Source organism: Clavibacter vidaverae (assembly GCF_047529985.1).
In the GTDB taxonomy this organism is placed as follows: domain Bacteria; phylum Actinomycetota; class Actinomycetes; order Actinomycetales; family Microbacteriaceae; genus Clavibacter; species Clavibacter nebraskensis_A.
In genome coordinates, this window is record NZ_JBLJAM010000001.1 from 1,977,346 (window position 1) to 1,996,782 (window position 19,437).

General features: G+C 69.1%; 17 protein-coding genes. 10 read left to right on the plus strand and 7 right to left on the minus strand.

The window, feature by feature from the left end:
• Positions 1 to 12 precede the first annotated feature (12 nt).
• The 4 genes from ACMT9T_RS09275 (at position 13) to ACMT9T_RS09290 (ending at position 3,647) form a co-directional block, all read left to right on the plus strand.
• Positions 13 to 2,355, plus strand: coding sequence for a glycoside hydrolase domain-containing protein (locus tag ACMT9T_RS09275; RefSeq protein ID WP_414745277.1), 2,343 nt, complete (start codon positions 13 to 15; stop codon positions 2,353 to 2,355).
• Positions 2,307 to 2,912, plus strand: a complete 606-nt coding sequence (locus ACMT9T_RS09280; RefSeq protein ID WP_414745278.1) for a hypothetical protein — start codon at positions 2,307 to 2,309, stop codon at positions 2,910 to 2,912. The genes ACMT9T_RS09275 and ACMT9T_RS09280 overlap by 49 nt, the downstream gene beginning before the upstream one ends.
• Positions 2,913 to 3,096: 184 nt before the next feature.
• The gene (locus tag ACMT9T_RS09285; protein WP_414745279.1) at positions 3,097 to 3,312 is read left to right on the plus strand and encodes a hypothetical protein; all 216 of its coding nucleotides are present in this window, start codon (positions 3,097 to 3,099) and stop codon (positions 3,310 to 3,312) included.
• 68 nt (positions 3,313 to 3,380) lie between these two features.
• Positions 3,381 to 3,647: a hypothetical protein gene (locus tag ACMT9T_RS09290; RefSeq protein WP_414745280.1), complete on the plus strand. Its 267-nt coding sequence runs from the start codon at positions 3,381 to 3,383 to the stop codon at positions 3,645 to 3,647.
• Here the strand turns inward: ACMT9T_RS09290 and ACMT9T_RS09295 are convergent.
• Both ACMT9T_RS09295 and ACMT9T_RS09300 read right to left on the minus strand, forming a co-directional pair.
• Positions 3,644 to 4,177: an isochorismatase family protein gene (locus ACMT9T_RS09295; RefSeq protein WP_414745281.1), complete on the minus strand. Its 534-nt coding sequence runs from the start codon at positions 4,175 to 4,177 to the stop codon at positions 3,644 to 3,646. The two genes, ACMT9T_RS09290 and ACMT9T_RS09295, sit on opposite strands and share 4 nt — an antisense overlap.
• A 20-nt stretch (positions 4,178 to 4,197) precedes the next feature.
• Complete coding sequence (locus ACMT9T_RS09300) at positions 4,198 to 5,028, minus strand: oxidoreductase (protein WP_414745282.1); 831 nt, start codon at positions 5,026 to 5,028, stop codon at positions 4,198 to 4,200.
• 230 nt (positions 5,029 to 5,258) lie between these two features.
• Between ACMT9T_RS09300 and ACMT9T_RS09305 the strand changes: the two genes are divergently transcribed.
• Both ACMT9T_RS09305 and ACMT9T_RS09310 read left to right on the plus strand, forming a co-directional pair.
• A complete protein-coding gene (locus ACMT9T_RS09305) occupies positions 5,259 to 6,083 on the plus strand; it encodes a hypothetical protein (protein ID WP_414745283.1) in 825 nt (274 codons plus the stop codon).
• Between the two features lie 4 nt (positions 6,084 to 6,087).
• The gene (locus ACMT9T_RS09310; protein WP_414745284.1) at positions 6,088 to 6,321 is read left to right on the plus strand and encodes a DUF2283 domain-containing protein; all 234 of its coding nucleotides are present in this window, start codon (positions 6,088 to 6,090) and stop codon (positions 6,319 to 6,321) included.
• A 141-nt stretch (positions 6,322 to 6,462) separates the two neighbouring features.
• Here the strand turns inward: ACMT9T_RS09310 and ACMT9T_RS09315 are convergent, their stop codons facing one another.
• From ACMT9T_RS09315 to ACMT9T_RS09325, 3 genes are read right to left on the minus strand one after another with little or no spacing between them, the layout of a single operon-like run.
• Positions 6,463 to 9,843: a DEAD/DEAH box helicase family protein gene (locus tag ACMT9T_RS09315; protein WP_414745285.1), complete on the minus strand. Its 3,381-nt coding sequence runs from the start codon at positions 9,841 to 9,843 to the stop codon at positions 6,463 to 6,465.
• A complete protein-coding gene (locus tag ACMT9T_RS09320; RefSeq protein WP_414745286.1) occupies positions 9,840 to 10,991 on the minus strand; it encodes a restriction endonuclease subunit S in 1,152 nt (383 codons plus the stop codon). Before ACMT9T_RS09320 ends, ACMT9T_RS09315 begins: the two co-directional genes overlap by 4 nt.
• Positions 10,988 to 12,448, minus strand: coding sequence for a type I restriction-modification system subunit M (locus tag ACMT9T_RS09325; protein WP_414745287.1), 1,461 nt, complete (start codon positions 12,446 to 12,448; stop codon positions 10,988 to 10,990). Before ACMT9T_RS09325 ends, ACMT9T_RS09320 begins: the two co-directional genes overlap by 4 nt.
• Positions 12,449 to 12,544: 96 nt before the next feature.
• Here ACMT9T_RS09325 and ACMT9T_RS09330 point away from each other — a divergent pair, with 96 nt between their 5' ends.
• Positions 12,545 to 13,774, plus strand: coding sequence for a multidrug effflux MFS transporter (locus tag ACMT9T_RS09330; RefSeq protein ID WP_414745288.1), 1,230 nt, complete (start codon positions 12,545 to 12,547; stop codon positions 13,772 to 13,774).
• 167 nt (positions 13,775 to 13,941) lie between these two features.
• On the opposite strand, the gene ACMT9T_RS09335 is transcribed toward ACMT9T_RS09330, so the two are convergent.
• The gene (locus ACMT9T_RS09335; protein ID WP_414745289.1) at positions 13,942 to 14,166 is read right to left on the minus strand and encodes a hypothetical protein; all 225 of its coding nucleotides are present in this window, start codon (positions 14,164 to 14,166) and stop codon (positions 13,942 to 13,944) included.
• A 397-nt stretch (positions 14,167 to 14,563) separates the two neighbouring features.
• Between ACMT9T_RS09335 and ACMT9T_RS09340 the strand changes: the two genes are divergently transcribed.
• The 3 genes from ACMT9T_RS09340 (at position 14,564) to ACMT9T_RS09350 (ending at position 18,594) form a co-directional block, all read left to right on the plus strand.
• The gene (locus ACMT9T_RS09340; protein ID WP_414745290.1) at positions 14,564 to 16,552 is read left to right on the plus strand and encodes an APC family permease; all 1,989 of its coding nucleotides are present in this window, start codon (positions 14,564 to 14,566) and stop codon (positions 16,550 to 16,552) included.
• A gap of 128 nt (positions 16,553 to 16,680) precedes the next feature.
• Positions 16,681 to 17,538: a hypothetical protein gene (locus ACMT9T_RS09345; RefSeq protein WP_414745291.1), complete on the plus strand. Its 858-nt coding sequence runs from the start codon at positions 16,681 to 16,683 to the stop codon at positions 17,536 to 17,538.
• 480 nt (positions 17,539 to 18,018) lie between these two features.
• Positions 18,019 to 18,594, plus strand: a complete 576-nt coding sequence (locus ACMT9T_RS09350; protein WP_414745292.1) for a hypothetical protein — start codon at positions 18,019 to 18,021, stop codon at positions 18,592 to 18,594.
• Between the two features lie 25 nt (positions 18,595 to 18,619).
• On the opposite strand, the gene ACMT9T_RS09355 is transcribed toward ACMT9T_RS09350, so the two are convergent.
• Entirely contained in the window at positions 18,620 to 19,366 is a 747-nt protein-coding gene (locus ACMT9T_RS09355) for a S1 family peptidase (protein WP_414745293.1), read from the minus strand.
• Positions 19,367 to 19,437: the final 71 nt, after the last annotated feature.

Here is a 19,437-nt window from a genome sequence, read left to right on the forward strand (position 1 = left end):
AGAGGATCCGCGATGGACAACAACTGGGTGCTGAACTCACAACGCTGGCTCAACGCGCAGTACACGGGCGTCGCTGGCTACTCCCCGATCGAGGAGGACGGGTCGGCCGGCTGGCAGACCATGTACGCGCTCACGAGGGCACTGCAACACGAGCTCGGAATAGCTTCGCTGTCGGACAACTTCGGGTCCGCCACTTCCGCATCCTTCGTCACCAAGTTGGGCTCCGTCTCCGTCCTGACCACCATTCCGAACGTGATCGGGATCGTGCAGTGCGCGATCTGGTGCAAGGGGGTCTTCGGCGACACCCAGTTCGGTAGGTGGTCCGATGCTGTCTCCTTGGCCGTGGTCAAGCTCCGAGATGGACTCGGGTTGCCGTCGACGGCCTCGGTCGACGTCAAGCTCATGCGATGGCTGCTGACCATGGACACCAATGCGCTCACCGCGGGCGGCTCCGGCGCGGTGAGGGCGGGGCAGCAGTGGTTGAACTCCCGGTACTCGAACCGTTCCGGATTCTCCCTGCTCGCGTGCGACGGGCACTACACGCGTGATGTCCAACGCGGTCTGCTCCTCGCGATCCAATACGAGATCCCGATGGACGACGCCACGGCGAACGGCAACTTCGGGCCGGGTACGCAAAGCGGGCTCCGCACGCAGGCGTCATCGGCGTTCGGAGACAAGGACGGAGCCAAGAGCTTCATCTCGCTGTTCCAGCTCGCGCTGGCCTTCAACGGCTACGACATCACACGGAACGGCACGTTCGACTCCGCCACCCGGTCAGCCACGACGGCCTTCCAGCAGTTCCTCGAGATCACGGTCTCCGGTGCCGCGGACTTCGGCACGTGGGCGGCGCTGCTCGTCAGCACCGGCGACCCGTCGAGGCCGACGACCATGATCGACTCCACGACGGAGTTCACCGTCGAGCGCGCCACGTCGTTCCACTCTCAGGGCTATCGCACCGCCGGCAGGTACCTGACCGTCGCCGGCAAGTCCATCGGTCGGGGGGAGATCAGCCTCCTCTTCGACGCGGGATTCTCGATCGTCCCGCTCTTCCAGGAGTACAACAACGGACCGCAGTACTTCACCGGCGCCATAGGGCAGGACCAAGGAACCCGAGCCGCGCTGCGCGCACGCCAGCTCGGCTTCAAGAGCGGAACGGTCATCTTCTTCGCGGTGGACTACGACGCATTCGCGTCGGAGATCGACACGCTCTTGAAGCCGTACTTCGAGGGCGTCAATCGCGGCATCGACACCTCTGTGACGGTGGACTACAAGGTCGGCATCTACTCCACGCGCAATGCCTGCTCGAGGATCTCGGAGATGGATCTCGCTGACGCGGTCTGGGTGAGCGGCATGTCGTCGGGCTACTCGGGGAATCTGGGGTTCCCCATGCCGAAGGGCTGGTGGTACAACCAGATCCAAGAGGTGAAGCCCGTGAACATCGACCGGAACGCGGTCTCCGTCCGCGCACGACCGACCACGCGGGACATGGTGATCCGCACACCTGATGCCACGGTTCGAAGTCGGTCCTTGCACTGGAGCATCGTCAATCAGGAGGTGCTGGCGGAGCGCGCCATGGCGGCGCACATGACCGCCACGCCTCGAGGGGCGAGCACCCTGGTCCTCTTCTACCTCATGAGGACCAAGTACGCGTATGGTCCTTTCCTGAAGTACACGCCGTACTCGGAGTTCCTCGACTACTCGTCACCGACTATGCAGGCCCTCTACGCCGCCGCGCGCTCGGATTACTTCGCCGCTTCGGGTCTCCCGGCGACCATCGTCGGTGACTACGACGGCGACCTCGAGCACCTGGCAGTGGTCGCGCAGGGGGTCAACTACTGGGGCGCGTGCGCCGGGGATGGTGCGATCGGCATCGGAGACCTCGGCGGTTGGGCTCTGGACGTCGTGCAGCTGTGGGCCAACTACAGGAAGTTCGCCGGTGGGCTGTCCATCGGCGACTTCGTCTCCGCGAATCTGGGCGGGAGCGATGGCGAGACTTCGGAGTGGCAGCTACCCGATCTCATCTCGGACGCTGACGGGTGGCTCGTCGGGCGCGATGTCCTGGGCGGCATCTCCATGTCGGAATCGATGGCCCATCGGTTCGGGTCGAGGCCCGACCCCGTCGACAGGATCGCGGACTTCCTCCGCGCCAGATTCGCGCGGCCCGGCGTGGGTCTCGCAGATGCCATCGGCCAGAACATCGAGTCCATATTCGCGGGCGGGTGGCCATGGCCGTCGTACGCGCGCAACGCGTTCGGCGAAGGGCAGGACGATCCCACGAAGGACGAGCTGCCTCTGTTCGTGAACGCATGCACCACAACCCTCTTGTCGCGCGCGCGACTGCCGGCGACATCGTGAGCAGGCTCGGGCGGCTCCTTCTTCCGCATCTCGTGGCGGCGGTCGTCACGGTCACAGCGGTCGCCGGTGCGCTCCTGGCGGGACGAGCGTCCTTCGCCTCCGCGAATGCCCTGCGGGCCGCGGACGCCTCCGGCCTGCTCGCCGCTTCCGCTCAGTACGGCATCATCACCGTCGTCGCGGCATCCGCGTCCGCGATCCTCGCCGCCCTGAGGCACCCGCGGGATGGCCGGAGGCTCTGCGCTGTCTGGGGCCCCGCCCTCGGGTTGGCCTGCCTCGGCTCCATCGCCCTCATCGTGCTCTGGTTCTTCGCACTGGGCGAGGGCCTGGACCATGGCACGGGAGAGGCCCGCCAGCTGGCGGTCATCGTCGTGTTCGCTCTCCCCTCCGTCACCCTGGTGATGATCGCGGCCGCGCTGGTATGGGGGCTCCTCGCGCCGAGGGCGCCGATGGACCTGCGGCGATCCGCTCGCCGGTGCGCTGGCACGGTCGCCGCCTTCGCCACCCCCGGCGCGGCGGTCGCCATCTGGCTCGCGTGCCAGGCGGATCGGCTCTCGTGACATCCGGCGCATTCACGCGCACGACGACCGCGCCGCCCTCCGCCCCTCCGCCACGAGGCGGATGCGATCGCATGTCGGCGTGATCGCGTCGAGGACGACGCTGCTGGAGCTGGAGGGGCGGCTCTGACCGGGCTCCGCCATCCGGCGGACGCGGCGGGCGCGGGCCCGCGCCTAGCGTGAGGGCATGCACGATGCGACGACACCCGGCGAGCGCGGGGCGACGGGCAGCGGCGGCCGACTGCGCGACACCGGGCTCGCCGTGCTCTTCGCGATCGGCGTCGTGATGGCGCTCACGCGCGACGACCTGCGGCCGCTCGGCCTGCTGCTGATGGTCGTGAGCGCCGTCGTGTTCCTGGCGGCCTCGGTCGTCCGGTGGCGTCGGCGGGGCGCGTCGCGCTGACCGTCGCTCGCGCCCGCGTCCCCCACGAGGCGGACGCGCCCGGCCGGCCCGGTGCCTAGCGTGAGGTCATGAGCGAACCGACGACGCCCGCGGATCCCGCCGACCCGCCCGCGGAGGACGACGACGACTCGACGAGCACGAACGCGTCGCTCGGCATCGTGTTCGGGATGCTCGGCCTCGTGCTCATGCTCACGCTCGACGACACCCGCGTCGCCGGGCTGCCGTTCTTGGTCCTCGGCATCACCTTCTTCGTGATGGGGGTCCGCCCCAAGAAGAAGGCGAGCGGCGACGGTCTGCCCGCCGCACCCGCACCTCCTGAGGGCGACCCGCGCTAGAGCTCCACGCGATCGTGCGGCTCCACGGTCGAGACGATCCCCGGGTGGCGGTAGGTCGCGAAGTACAGGTCGGTGTGGGCCACGATCTGCGCCGCGCCGATCGCGATGCCCTCATGCAGCGCGTCCGCCGTCGTGTGGGCGTCGCCGACGAGCGTCACGTCGAACCCCCGTGCCGCGGCGCTCTGCAGGGTGGTGCGCACGCAGTAGTCGGTCTGCGCGCCCGCAACGACGACGCGCGTGGTGCCGAGCCGGGCGAGCACCTCCGCGAGGTCGGTGTCGGCGAAGGAGTCGCGATGCGCCTTCCGCACCAGCGGCTCGTCGGCCGCCCGCGCGAGCGGCGGCACGAGCGCCCAGTCGGGGTCGCCCTCCGCGAAGCCGTGGTGGTCCTGGATCCACACCACCGGCGTCCCGTCCGTGCGGGCGCGTTCGACCAGGGACGCCGTGCGCGCCACCACTCCGCCGGCGTCGAGGCAGCCGGGCAGGACCCCGGCCTGGAGGTCGATCACGAGGAGGGCGGTGGATGAGGGCATGCGGCGATCCTCCGGCATCCTCAGCTCGCGTCGTATCCCGTCGCCCGGCTGCGCTCCGCCCACGCGTCGACGTCGGCGCGCAGGTCGTCGAGCGCGCCCGTGACGATCTCGACGGCGTCGCCGCCGAGCAGCAGGTAGTAGGGAGCACCCTGCTCGACCGCGTCCACGAGCAGCTCCGCGCCGCGGGCCGGGTCGCCCGGCTGCGTGCCGTCGGTGGTGTCGTTCTCCTTGCGGCGCTTGCCGGCGGTCTCGGCGTAGTCGTCGATCACGGTGGCCGACTGCGTGAGCGAGCGGCCCGAGAAGTCGGTGCGGAAGGATCCGGGCGCGACCACCGTCGCGACGATCCCGAGCGGCGCGAGCTCCGTGCGCAGCGCCATGGTCATCTGCTCGATCGCGGCCTTCACGGCGCCGTAGTAGCCGGATCCGGCACCCGTGCGCGCGGCGCCGATGGACGAGAGGTTGACGATGGTGCCGCTGCGGCGCTGGCGCATGCCGGGCAGCACCGCCTTGATCATGCGGACGCTGCCGTGGAACTGGGTGTCGAACAGGCGCACGACGTCGGCCTCGTCACCCTCCTCGACGGCCGCGCGGTAGCCGTAGCCCGCGTTGTTGACGAGCACGTCGACGCCGCCGAAGCGGGCGGTCGCCTCGTCGACGGCGAGCGACACCTGCGCCTGGTCGGTCACGTCGAGGTCGAGCGCGAGGGCGTGCTCGGGGTAGCGGTCGGCGAGGTCCTGCACGTTCGCGGCGTCGCGCGCCGTGACGACGACGTCGTTCCCACGCGCCAGCGCCTCCTCCGCGAACGCGCGCCCCAGCCCCGTGGAGCATCCCGTGATCAGCCAGGTCGTCATGCGCGTTCCTCTTCCTCGTGGATGCGGGTGGGGGCGGCGGTGCGGCGCGCCCCTTGTCGAGGCTAGGCGCATCCCGCCGAGGCGGTCAGGCGCAGCGACGCCATGCCAGAGGTGCATGGCGATCCCGACGGGCAGAAGTAGTTGCGATTGTCAATCATCCGTCTGGCGGAAGCCGAGGCCGACGGCCGACTGCCACGGTGGGATGACTCGATTTCACCAAAGGGGGAACCATGAAGATCGGATACTCAGCACTCGGCATCGTCGCCACAGGCGCTCTCGTACTGGCGGGGGTCGGCCCGGCGAACGCAGCAGAGGACACCACGCTCGACAACATCAGAGGCGCAGTGGAGACGAGGGCAGTGTTGCCGTCGACCGCTACGACCGCCGAGTCCATCGACCTCTCGGACGGGCTCGTCTCGGCTCCAGGATCCGGCGGATCCGACGTGCAGCTTCGCCTCCCCGGCGCACCGCGCGCCGCCGCACAGAGCGACGAGCTGTCGCTGAACGTCACCGGTGGCGCCGACTACACGACCGCGATCCAAGACACGGGTGATGGCACCTTCCGTGCGCTCATGCACATCGAATCGGCAGCGGCGCCCCGCGAGTACAGGTTCGAGCTCGGCGAGGGCGTCGAGCTCGTCCCTCTCGAGGATGGCGGAGTCACGGCGCGCGATGCGGCAGGAGAGATCCTCGGCACATTCGAGCCCGCGTGGGCGCTGGACGCGAACGGCTCGGCCGTTCCCACGTCCTACCGGATCGACGGTTCCGCCCTCGTGCAGTCCGTGACGCTCACCTCGGCGACGGCGTTCCCGGTGGTGGCCGACCCCTTCTGGATCCCGGCGCTGCTGGTCGTGGCCAGGTTCACCGCGCATGCCGCATCTCAGGCAGCCGCGCGGGGTGTCAGCCAGGCTGTGATCAAGCAGGTGGTGCAGAACGGCGTCAAGTCGGCCGGCAACAAGGGCACGTCCGTCTTCACCCAGGGCTCCGGCAAGAACAGGATCCGCGTCATCGTGGACAACAAGTCGGGCAACATCATCACCGTCACGAAGGGTTAGCAGAGTGAAGATCACCTATGACGCAGAGGCCGACGCGGCCTACATCCAAGTCGTCTCCGCCATCGCGCCAGGCCAGGCCGCTGAGCAGGTCCACTCGATAGCCACTCCCGGCGACAAGGGCGAGATCAACTTGGACTTCGACTCGGATGGTCGACTCCTCGGTGTCGAAGTGCTCCACGCGGGAGACGTACTCCCCGCAGAGGTGCTGGCTGCCGCAGAGAGCCCCTCTGGCGCTTAGACCGCTGCCCGACGAGCGCGCCCCATCGGTGACGATGGGGCGCGCTCGTCTTCGCCTTCGATCCACATCGATCGCGGGCGAATGCGCTTGTCGGGCCGAGCCGTATTCCGAGCCGGGGACGGGACTCCGAATCGGCCGGGGTCAGGCCACGTCCTCCGGCCGGACGTGCGCCTTGACGTCGTCCAGGATCTTGACGATGGCGGTCACGTCGGACTCGTCGAACAGGTAGTCGATGCCGCTCGGGGCGCGGTCGGTGTAGGGCGATTCGTAGAGGCGCCCCGCGTCCATCACGCCGTTCGCCGTCAGCTCGTCGGCGATCAGGTGGATGAACCGGATCTGGTCGACCGAGAAGCGCGACCCGTCGAGGAAGCGCGCGAAGGACGCGAGCGCCGCCTCCCGATCCAGGCCGACGAGCGAGCGGATGAACGGCCCGAGCCCCTGCGCCTGCTCGGCCGCCAGGTCGATGTCCGCCTTCGATCCTGCCCCGCTGGCGAGCAGCATCGTCTCGAGCGCGTTCAGGTCGTCCGGCGTCAGCTGCCGGTTGCGCCTCAGGCGTTGAAGCGCCAGGTGGTCCTCGTGCTGCCGCAGGTACACGGTCGCCTTCGCACGGAATCGTTCGATGTCGGTGCCCAGCGTCGGCTGGTGGAGCACGATCTCGGTGATTTCGCCGAGCTCGTCGATGAAGTCCGTGTAGACGCGGGGGCGGGTCACGTTCGGCACGAACCGTACGAGCGCGCGGATGCGGATCCGCACGACCTCGAGCATGGTGAGGGTCACGTCGACCCACCAGTCGTCCCCGGCGATCTCCTCCAGCAGCACGAGCTGTTCCGCGACCGATGGGATCGCCGACTTGGACAGCAGCGCCGTCGCGATCGCCTGCACCTGCTGGCGGATGCGCTCGCAGGCGACCAGGTCGCCGTCGAGCTGCGCGAGCTGTCGCCGCAGGATCAGCAGGTCGAAGCGCTTGGCGTCGACATCGTCGTCGGCGACGCTCGACGGCAGGCCGGCCAGATGCGTGAGCACCTCGGCCGCGTCCTCGAGCGTCAGCTCATCCCAGGCCGACGCCTCGGCGAACCGCTCGACCCAGCGCCGTGCCGGGCGCACGAGGAAGTTGTCGAGGTTCATTCCCGCGACGATCCGGTGGAGGGTGTCGGCGGTCGAAGAACGCAGCTCCCGATCGAGCTGTGCCCGGTCGAGCCCGGTGATCAGCCCGAGGCGGGCCTCGAACAGCCGCTGCGTGAGGGACTTCTGGATGGAGCCCTCGCTCCCGGGCAGATCCTGGTTGAAGAACTCGAGGTTGCCGCAGAAGTCGAAGACGAGGAAGTCCTGCTTGTCCTGGCCGTCGCCGAACAGATCCGGGCGCAGCCGGGTGCCGCGGCCGATCATCTGCCAGAACTTCGACTTGGATCGCACCGGCTTGAAGAACACGAGGTTGACGATCTCGGGCACGTCGATGCCGGTGTCGAGCATGTCGACCGAGATCGCGATGTGCGGGGCACGATCTGCGACCGAGAAGTCGTCGATCAGGCTCTGCGCATACGGCGTGCTGTGGGTGATGGTCCGCGCGAAGTGCCCCGCGTGCTCGGGGTACTGCTCGTCGAAGCGGCGCTGGATGAATTCGGCGTGCGCCTGGTTCTTGGCGAACACGATGGTCTTGCCGAGTCGGTCGCCGCCCGCGACCTTGTACCCGCGCGTCATGAGGGTGGCCAGCGCCTTGTCGACGGTGTCCTCGTTGAAGAGGAACCGGTTCAGCTCGTCTGCCTCGACCGCGGTCGGCGTGCCGTCCTCGCCCCAGTCGAGCGCATCCCAGTCCTCCTTCTCCGCTGGGCTGAGCTCGTCGTACCGGATGCCCTGACGCAGGAATCGGGTGCCGACCGACACCCCGCGTGGCGGCACGAGGAATCCTTCGTCGACCGCTTCGTCGAGCCCGTAGGAGTCGGTCGGCACACCGTCCTCGAGGTGGAACAGCCGATAGGTGTTGTGGTCGACCTCGTCCTTCGGCGTCGCCGTCAACCCGACCAGGAGTGCGTCGAACCACTCGAAGATGGCCCCGTACTTCTGGTAGACCGATCGGTGCGCCTCGTCGATCACGATGAGGTCGAAGGATCCTGGTCCGAATCGACGCGTCGCCCCACCGTCGCCGTCAGAGGTCTCATGGATCAGGTTCATCATCGTGGGATACGTCGACACGTAGACGCGTCCCTCGGTGTTCCGTTCGGTGACCAGGTTCACCGTCGTTGATCCCGGCAGATGTGCTGTGAACGCGTTCGCCGCCTGCTTCACCAGCGCGGTGCGATCGGCGAGGAACAGGATGCGCTTCGCCCAGTTGGCCTTCGTGAGCTGATCGGCCAGCGCGATGACCGTCCGCGTCTTGCCCGACCCGGTCGCCATGACCAGCAGCGCCTGCCGCTGCTTGCGGTCGAACGAGTCCCCCACCGCTCGGATCGCCCGTGCCTGATAGTGACGACCCGCGATGTCACTGCTCACCGCAGCCCCGGAGAGCGGCACGCGGGTCGAGCGGCGCTGGATCATCAGCTCGAGCTCGCCGCGCGTGTAGAACCCGGCGACCTGCCGCGGCGGATAACCCGCCTCGTCGTCCCACAGCCAGTGCTCGTACCCGTTCGTGAAGAACACGACAGGCCGTCGCCCGTAGGTCGCCTCCAGGCTGTCGGCGTAGAGCTTCGCCTGCTGCTGCCCGACCTGCGCGCTCGTGGTCGTGCGCTTCGCCTCGACGACGGCCAGCGGCAGACCGTCATCGCCCCACAGCACGTAGTCGGCAAATCCGATTCCCGGCCCATTCGGCATGCCGGTGACCTGGAACTCGCGATCACGCGCGTCAGTGAGCGGCCAGCCGGCCTCCGCCAGCAGCATGTCGATGAAGCGGTCCCGGGTCTCGGCCTCGGAGTAGTCGTGGTCGTCAGATCCCTGGTTCGACGCCTGAGCCGCTGCGATCTGCTCGCGCAGCTGCTCGATCTCCTCTGCTTGCTCGGCCGCCAACTCGTCGCGGTCGGCGAGAGCCTTGGCATGGGCTTGGTCCTGCGCGGCGAATCTGGCTGCGAGCCGCTGCACGTCGTCCCGGGTCAGCGGCGCCGCACGGGCCGCGAGCTGCGGATCGAACTGCACGCCCGTCGGCACGCCCTCTGGGTGCGCCGAGTGCCGGAACGTCGCCCACACCAGCACGTGGTGCAGCTCCCGCAGCGCCGCGAGCGCGACGTCGGGCCGGATCGGCTGCTGCGCATGCACCGCCTGGTTGCCGAGCTTGCGGATCAGGTTGAGCTTCTGCCCGATCCCCACCCCCGTGACCTGCGCGAAGCCCGCGTCGTTGATGCGCGCGGCGAGGTCGTCCTGGTACGGGACAGGCAGGTCGAGCACGTCGTAGAGGTGACCGACGAGCTGCTCTACCGCGCGGCGGCTGTAGAAGCACGCCGACCGGGGGTCGCTGGAGAGGTAGGACTCTGCGCGGGATGCGTCCTCGAACACGTCCGGCCACGCGGCGCGCGCGAAGGCGAAGTTGGCGGTCACAGCTCGCCTCGAAAGGCTTGGTACTGAAGCGCGGCAAACAGTTCATCACCTGCAGTCATCGCGATTTGGGCATCGTGGCGTCTGAAATTGATTTCTTCCAGCTGTCTCGCAAACTCAATCTGCGTATTTCGCCCCATGACCGGCACTTCAAGACGCCCCAACCGAGCGAGACTGAGGTTCGCGACTGTTGCCGTGACTGAAAAGTTTGCAATTTGCCGGACTGCGTCTGGTGATCGTAGCCAAGCCGCGACCCATGGACCTATTTCTGTATCTTCGAGTCGCACGATGGCAATTGCCTGATTGCAGTTCATCTCCCCGGCATCTTTCGGCACAACTGCGACACGACCTATTGTGCCAGCGATAGTGATAAGTATGTCTCCTCCTCGAACGATGGAGCGCTTCAGTTCCGCATGTGCAGCCGCGTCTATAAACAACGCATCGGAACCGACTTTGACCGTCCCACCCTGTAAGCTTTGTGCACGAAGAAAAGGGACGCCTTCCGGCGCGAGCCCCAGGCCCATTGACGACGGAGTAGTTCCCTTGGTTATTAAGACCGCCAACTCACTCAGAGGGATACGGGCCGTGCTAGCCGAAGGCAAATCAACCTTTTGAGCAAAAAGAGCTTGAGCGAGACTGTCAAGATGAGCAAGTACCCGACGAAGTCTTACTCGAAGCTCGTCGGCGCGTTCGAGGACCGCAGCAATCCGACGCTGCTCGTCGAGCGACGGCAGCGGAACTTGCAAAGTTCCCAATGTGTCTAACGAAATGCTCCGGCGCCGATGAACGGAACCCTTTGCGAGCCGGCCGTACTGAACCAACGCTACTGGGCTCTTAAGGAAGCGAATCAAATATTCGGGCACCACCTGGGTGGTGTCGGCGGCGAAGACTGTATACATTGGACTTATCAGCCCGTCAACAGGTGCGATGCCTACAGAACCCTCGTCGAGGTGAATCGTGGAGTACGCAAAATCCCCTGGCTGAACTCGTTTATATCCGCCGAGCTCGCGGCTATGGACCCGTTTTTTAAAATACTCTTCACTGCGAACAAATCCGGAATGTTTTGTGACGGAAAAGACCGGGTGATTGATATCGACACCCGCCTGACTTCCTGACGGTTTGACAATTTCACTCAGTGGGACTGTGCTCACGTGAGCATCGCCTTCAGCTCTGCCAACCCGTTCGCGATCTCGGCCTCAAGGGCCTCAATGTCGGCGATGATCTCCAGAGGCGGCCGATGCTCGACCTCGTCGTGGACGACCTCCTTGTAGCGGTTGAGCGACAGGTCGTAGCCCTGCGCGACGATGTCCGCCTTGGGCACCGTGAAGGACTGGTCGGTGCGGGCCCTGTCGCGTTCCGTCGTGCATCGGTCTGCCCAGCGAGCGAGCGCATCCGGCAGGTCGTTCGCCTCGATCGGGTTGCGCTTGTCATCGAGGGAGAAGCCGTCGGCACGCACGTCGTAGAACCAGACGTCGTCGGTGCCGCCGGAGTCCGTCTTCGTGAAGAACAGGATCGCGGTCGAGACACCGGCGTACGGGCGGAAGACGCCGGAGGGCAGCTTGACGACCGCGTCGAGCTTCTGGTCCTCCACGAGCATGCGCCGCAGCGCCTTGTGCGCCGTCGACGAACCGAACAGCACGCCGTCCGGCACGATCACGGCCGCGCGGCCGCCCGCCTTCAGCAGCTTCAGGAACAGGGCCATGAAGAGCAGCTCGGTCTTCTTCGTCTTCACGACGCGCTGCAGGTCCTTCGACGTCGACTCGTAGTCGAGCGATCCAGCGAACGGCGGGTTCGCCAGGATCAGGGAGTAGCGCTCCGAGTCGGCACTCACGCCCTCGGAGAGCGAATCGCGGTAGCGGATGTCCGGCGATTCGACACCGTGGAGCAGCATGTTCATGCTGCCGATGCGCAGCATCGTCGAGTCGAAGTCGAACCCGTGGAACATGCTCGAGTGGAAGTGCGAGCGTTGCGCTGCGTTCGTCATCACCCCGGGGTGCTCGCGCCGCACGTACTCCGACGCGGCGACGAGGAATCCGGCCGTGCCGCACGCGGGATCGCAGATCTCATCCTCCGGCTGCGGTGCCGTCATGGCCACCATCAGCTCGATGATGTGCCGGGGCGTGCGGAACTGCCCGTTCACGCCCGCCGAGGCGATCTTCGACAGCAGGTACTCGTACAGGTCGCCGTTGGTATCGCGCTCGGCCATGGGGATGTCGTCGAGCATGTCGACCACCCGCGACAGCAACGCCGGGGTCGGAATCGTGAAGCGGGCGTCGCGCATGTGCTCGCCGTACGTCGAGCCGTCACCGCCGAGGTCCTGGAGGAAGGGGAAGACCTCGTCGCGCACGACTTCGAACATGACCTCGGCGTCGTTGTTCTTGAAGCGGCTCCACCTCAGCTCCCTCTGGCGTGGCAGGTAGATCGGCCGCTCGATGGCATCGCCGGTGGTACGGGCCCTCTTCTCGGCGAGCGTCTGCAGGTCATCGAGCCGCCGCACGAACAGCAGGTAGGTGATCTGCTCGATCACCTCAAGCGGGTTCGAGATCCCCCCTGACCAGAACGCGTCCCAGACCCGGTCGATCTTGCTCTTGAGCTCTCCAGTGATCACGCTCTGACGATATCCGCACCGTGGCCGCTGGACGTGGTGCCGCACGCTGCTGCGACCGACACCTGCCGGGGGGCGACCGGTCTACTGTCGGGCCTGATGAGCGACGACGCCCGACACCCGGACCCCGACCCCGACCCGCGCACGTCGTGGACGGCGCGCCGCGGACCGCTCCTCACCGTCGCCCTCATCGTCGGCATCTCGCCGTTCGCGACCGACCTCTACATCCCCGGCCTGCCGGCCATCGCCACCGACCTCGACGCCTCCACGGCATCGGTGCAGCTGACGTTGACCGCCTTCCTCGTCGCGTTCGCGGTCGGCCAGCTGGTGATCGGGCCGATCAGCGACGGCGTGGGTCGGCGCCGCATCCTCCTCGCCGGGACCGCGCTCTTCACGCTCGCCAGCATCGTCTGCGCGATCGCGCCCGACGTGGGGCTCCTGATCCTGGCCCGCGTCGTGCAGGGCCTGGGCGGTGCGGCCGCCGCGGTCTCGGCCCGCGCCATGGTGGGCGACGCCTCCACCGGCACCCTCCGCAGCCGCCTCTTCGCGACGCTCGCGGTCGTCAACTCCGTCGGCCCGGTCGTCGCCCCGCTCGTCGGCGGCCTCGTGCTGTCGCTCTCGTCGTGGCGCGCCACGTTCGTCGTGCTGGCCGCGCTCGGCCTGGCCCTCACCGTCGCGGCGGCGCGCCTGCTGCCGGAGACGCTCGTCCGCACCGGCGCGGGCGGCACCTCCCCGCGCGCCGTGCTCGGCCGCATGGCGGAGCTGCTGCGGATCCCCCGCTTCCGCTGGTACCTCGTCACCGGCTGCACCGCGACCATCGGGTTCTTCTCCTACATCGCCACCTCGTCCTTCGTGTTCCAGGAGCAGTACGGCTTCGGCGAGGGCCTCTACACGCTGGTGTTCGCCTCCAACGCGTCCTGCATGATCGCGTCGACGCTCGTGTTCCGCCGCCTCATCGGGCGCTTCGACGAGGACCGCCTCTTCACGATCGGCCTCGCCACCTGCGCGATCGGCTCGATCCTCGTGCTCGTCGGAGCGCTCGGCGGGACGGGCCCGGCGCTGGTCTGGCCGGCCCTCGCCCTCGTCACGGCGGGCTGGGGGTGGGTGATCCCCGGATCCATCACCCTCACGCAGGCGCTCGGCCACCGCCACCCCGGCACGGCCTCGGCGCTCGTCGGCGGCCTGCAGTTCGGCCTCGGCGGCCTGGCGACGCCGCTCGCGGGCGCCCTCGGCGGCACCGCGACCGCGATGGGCGCGCTGATGTGCGGCTTCATCGTGGTCGGGCTCGCCGCGCAGCTCTGGGCCTCGCGAGCGCGCGCCGGCGGATGACCCGGGCCGGGCAGGACGACTCCCGGCGGCCTCGCCCGGACGACGGCGGTCTCCGTCCGCGTCGCCGCACGCACGACAGCGGGCTCCGTCGCCCCCTCCGATCGGAGGAGTGACGACGGAGCCCGCTGCTGCTCGGGGATCGGACCCGAGGTGCGGAGCTCCCGCGGCTACCCGTGGCTCCGGCAGATGGGCGGGTTCGGCTGGCCCAGGGGCTCGCCGATGCAGCCGATGTACGGGTCCCTGACGTGCGCCGCCGACGCCGGAGCGGTGGCCGACGCGGCGTGGAAGGCGATGGGACCGGCGACGAGGCCGGCCACGATCGCGGTGAGCGCTCCGAGCGCCAGGGCCGGACGTGCGATCGCGGGTGCGCGACGCGTGGTGCGGTGCTGCATGGTGATCTCCTTCGGTGGATGGCCATCGGACGGTCTCCGGCAGACGACGGACTCCGGCGGCGACGGCCGCGGATGGGGCGTCCGATGGTAGGAGCGGGAGCGGATCCCGCCGCCTGCCCCGTGCACAGCGACGCCGGCAGCCGCGGTCCCGTCGGCGGGCGACGCCGGATCTCCCACGTCCGACCCATCCGCCCAGCACCCGCCGGGCTGACCGCACCCTGCACGCGCACCCCGCTCCCGTCGGGAGGTGGCACGATGGGCCGACGATGATGCCGGGCCCGACCGTCGCATCCGCGAGACGGGGTCCCGGCGCCGCCTCAGGAGGATCACCGGTGCGCTGCCCGACTCACGGCTGCCCGACGTCCGAGCCCCACCCCACCCGACCGGGAGCGTCCACGTGAGCGGCCCCAAGCTCCTGCGCGTGCCCGAGCAGCGGCGCACCCGCGCCGGGATCACCGCCTGGCTCCTCGACGGCCTGCCCGGCGCATCCGGCGCCCACCCCGGCCCGCACGCCGAGACCGTCGGGAAGACGCACTCGTGGTGGCGCGTCATGTGCCTCACCGGCGTCGACTACTTCTCCACGCTCGGCTACCAGCCCGCCATCGCGGCCGTCGCGGCCGGACTGCTGTCGCCGCTCGCGACGCTCGTCCTCATCCTCCTGACGCTCCTCGGCGCCCTGCCCGTCTACCGGCGCGTGGCGCGCGAGAGCCCCCGCGGCGAGGGATCCATCGCCATGCTCGAGCGGCTCCTCCCCTGGTGGGGCGGCAAGCTCTTCGTGCTCGTGCTGCTCGGATTCGCGGCGACGGACTTCCTCATCACCATCACGCTGTCGGCCGCCGACGCGACCGCGCACGCCGTCGAGAACCCGTTCGCGCCGTCCTGGTTCGCGGGCAACGAGGTGCTGCTGACGCTGGTGCTGCTGGCCGCGCTCGCCTTCGTGTTCCTCCGCGGGTTCAAGGAGGCGATCTCCATCGCCGTCGTGCTCGTGGCCGTGTTCCTCACGCTCAACGCCGTCGTGATCGTCGTCTCCCTCTTCCACGTCGCCGGGAACCTGCAGGTCATCGACGACTGGTGGCTCGCGCTCACGGCGCAGCACGGCAACCCGCTCGTGATGGTGGGCATCGCGCTCATCGTCTTCCCGAAGCTCGCGCTCGGCCTCTCCGGCTTCGAGACGGGCGTCGCCGTGATGCCGCAGGTGCGCGGCGAGGACGATGCCGACGGGGTGCCGCGCACGCGGATCCACGGCACGAAGCGGCTGCTCGCGACGGCCGCGCTCATCATGAGCGCGTTCCTCATCACGTCGAGCTTCGTGACCACGCTGCTGATCCCGCAGGCCGAGTTCCAGGAGGGCGGCAAGGCCAGCGGCCGCGCGCTCGCGTACCTCGCGCACCAGTTCCTCGGCGACGGCTTCGGCACGCTCTACGACATCAGCACGATCTGCATCCTCTGGTTCGCGGGCGCCTCCGCGATGGCCGGGCTCCTCAACATCGTGCCGCGCTACCTGCCGCGCTACGGCATGGCGCCGCACTGGGCCGCGGCCGTACGCCCGCTCGTACTCGTCTTCACGGCCATCGCCGTGCTCGTCACGCTCGTGTTCCAGGCCGACGTCGACCAGCAGGCCGGCGCCTACGCGACGGGCGTGCTCGTGCTCATCACCTCGGCCTCGGTCGCGGTGACGCTGTCGGCGAAGAAGGCGGGACAGCGCAAGCGCACCGTCGGCTTCGCGGCCATCGCGACGGTGTTCGCGTACACGACGGTCGTCAACGTGATCGAGCGACCGGACGGCGTGCGCATCGCGGCGCTGTTCATCCTCGGGATCCTGGCGGTGTCGATCGTCAGCCGGATCCAGCGCTCGTTCCAGCTGCGCGCGACCTCGCTCACGATGGACGAGCGGGCGCGCGCCTTCGTCATCGAGGACGCGGAGGACTACGGCGCGGTGAGCATCATCGCCCACGAGCCGGACGAGCCCGACGAGGCCCTGACGGAGGAGGAGCGCATCGCCGAGTACCGCCGCAAGGCGAGCGACGAGCGGCGCGACAGCGGGATCCCGGCCCGGGCCCCCGTGATCTTCCTCGAGGTGACCCCGGGCGACTCCTCCGAGTTCGAGGAGGACCTCGTGGTGCGCGGCATCGTGCGCTGCGGGTTCCGCGTGCTCCAGGTCACGAGCGGCAACGTCCCCAACACGATCGCGGCCGTGCTCCTCGCGGTGCGCGACCTCACGGGCGTGAAGCCCGGCGTCTACTTCGAGTGGACGGAGGGGTCGCCCGTGGGCAACCTGCTCCGCTTCCTCGTGACGGGCACGGGCGAGGTCGCCCCGGTCACCCGCGAGGTGCTGCGGCGGGCCGAGCCCGTGCGGTCGCGGCGGCCGGACGTGCACGTGAGCTGAGGGGGCCTGTGCAGTAGTACCACGCGCGGGGCCGTCGCGGCCTACGGTCAGCGCGACGTCGATCGGCGTCGCGAATCGAACGGGATCCCGTGCGCATACACGCTCGGGGAGCGACGATGCTCCTCGCTTTGGCGGTCACCATCTCCCTCAACGGCCTCATGGCCGGAGCCGCATCCGCCGCAGAGAGCGCGGGCGACATGTCGACACCTGCTCTCGTGGACCGGGCGCTCGTCGCAGTCGGCCAGGGCGACCGCACCGATCTCGGATGGACCGCTCCAGATGATCCGACCGCTCCTCCCGGACTCTCCACGACGTCCGGCACCGTCAGCGTCATGCCTGTCTCGTCGGAGAACTCCCTTGTCCAGGTGAGCGCAGGCGAAGTCCAGGCGGTCACGGTCCTCCGCGACGGAGCCGACACCACGGCCTTCTCCCTCGATCTCCCTGATGGCTTCCAGGCAGTGCCCCGTGGAACCGGCTTCGACATCGTCGCGCTCGCACCGGATGCCGGGAGCATCACAGCCGGGCACATCGACGCTCCGTGGGCCGTCGACGCGCACGGCCGTACGATCCCGACGCGGTTCTCGATCGACGGGCATACGCTCACGCAGACCATCGATCCTCGAGAAGCAGCGTTTCCCGTCGTCGTGGACCCGCTCGTGACCTTCGGGCTCGGCAACGCCGCTCAGGGCATCGGGTTCTACGTGAACCTCCTCGGCTCCCAGATGCGCGCGATCGCCGCAGCGGCTGCGTTCCTCGGCGCGGCAGGAGCAGCGACCCTGTGCGCTGGGTCATCGAAGATCCCCAGCGGGGTGAGGTGGTTCATCATCGCGGGATGCGCAGCGTTCGGCGCTCCGCGACTGGGGGACATCATCAGCTTCGTGAGCCGCGCCTACAAGGCCGGCAGCTACGGCTTCTCCACCTGCCACCAGACTCGCGTAGAAGGCGATAGGCCCTGGGTCCGGACTGATCATGCGAACTGCGAGTAAGTCGAAGATGGCCAGGATGAAGCGCTTCAGGCCTTCGGACATCCTCTATCTGGCGATCTTGGTTGGAGTCGGCACGCTCAGCATCGTGCTCCCACAGGACCGCGCTCTCGTGCAGGGGATCGCGATCGGTGCGACAGCGGTCCTCTTGGTCGTCGGGTTCCTCGAACACCGGGCCCGACGACGACGCGAGTCGCCGCTGGAGGCTTCGCCTGACGGTGGCGGAGATGACCGGGCCGACACACCCCCTGCGACGTGATGGCGCGGCCAGGGTGTCGCCGGTCGACGCCATGCCCAGGTCTCGTCGCAGAGGAGTCAGACCGCGCGAGGTGCTGCGGCGGGCCGAGCCCGTGCGGGCGCGGCGGCCGGACGTGCACGTGAGCTGAGGGGGGGCGCGCGGAGCGGGGCGGCGGCCTTGACCGGGTCCCGCCGGTGACGGGAGGCTCGAGGGACGACCGACCCCGACGGCCCATGAGGAGCACCGTGACCGCTCACCACCACCCGCGCGTTCCCGCGATCGCAGGCGCCGTGGTCGCGGGGCTCCTGGCCCTGTCCGGATGCACCGGCGCCGGGCCCTCGGCCGAGGAGGATCCGACCCCCGCCGAGGAGACGCCGACCGCCACGGCCGCACCGGGGGCCGCGCCGACGGACGCGCAGCGGTTCGCGTCCCTCGAGGACCTCGCCTCGCGGGGCCACCCGTCGTGGCAGCCGACGGGGCGCTTCTCCGGCACGTCCGAGGGGCTCGAGGAGGTGGCGCAGGAGGGGACGGCGCCGGCCGACGTCGCGCCCGGGAGCGCGGGCACGATCGACATCACCCTCCCCGCGCCCCAGGATCCGAGCCTGGACTCGGTCGTGATGACCGCCGACTGCACGGGGACCGAGACCTACTGGATCCGCGTCGTGCAGGAGGACCCGAACCGGGTCGGCGCGACGTGCGGCCCGGACGGCCGGGGCGCCATGAGCGTGCCGCTCGACGACCCGACCGCGCCGACCACGCTGGAGGTCACCATCCCCGACGGCAGCCGGATCTGGCTGTCCACCTCCTACGGGAGGAGGTGACGCGAGAGGCAGAGCGCCCGCTGCCCTACCGACCGTCGCCGCGCACTCCCGTCGTGCTGCGGATCCAGGCCGCGTCCTGCGACAGGAGCGCGTAGGTGGAGGCGGCGTGCGGGTCGTCGTCGGTGTCGCTGAGGCCCTGGGAGCAGAGGCCGCGGACACGGCCCTGGACCAGGAGCGGACCGCCGGAGTCGCCGTGGTTCGCCGCGCCGCTGATGCCCGTGACCTCCTGTGCCGCGCCGTCGAATCCATCGACCTGGGCGCCGGTGAGGCGGACGGTGGCCGCGTAGAGCCGCGTCGCCTGCTTGCCGTGCGCGCGCGAGCCGTAGCCCTCGATGGTGCCCGTGCCGGACGCGGACGCCCCGGACCTCAGGTCGAGGGGCGCGTAGGCCGAGAGGGGCGCGGGAGCGGCGAGGTGCAGCAGCGCGATGTCGCCCTTCGGGGCGACCACCACGCGGTCCACGGGCGTCGGGTCGCCCGAGTGCGTCACGGAGTTCGACTGGTAGATGTCGATGTCGTCGGTGTCCCCCGTGCAGTGCCGCGCGGTGAGCACCCAGGAGGCGTCGACCTGCACGCCCGTGCAGTCCTCCTCCAGCCCCGCGCCGACGGTCCCGCCGGTCTCGACGATCTGGACGGCCCACGGGGTGGCCGGGGCGACGCGGCCGGCGACGATCTTCGACTCCCCCGGTCCGGGATCCGAGGTGGTCGCCGTCGGCGAGCCGCCCGTCAGTCCCACGGCGATGGTCAGGCCGGCCACGAGCAGGTGCGTGAGCATCCGGTGTCTCCTTCTTCCTCGGATCACGCGCGGATCGAGATCCGGCGGACGATGCGCGGGAGCGGAGCCCC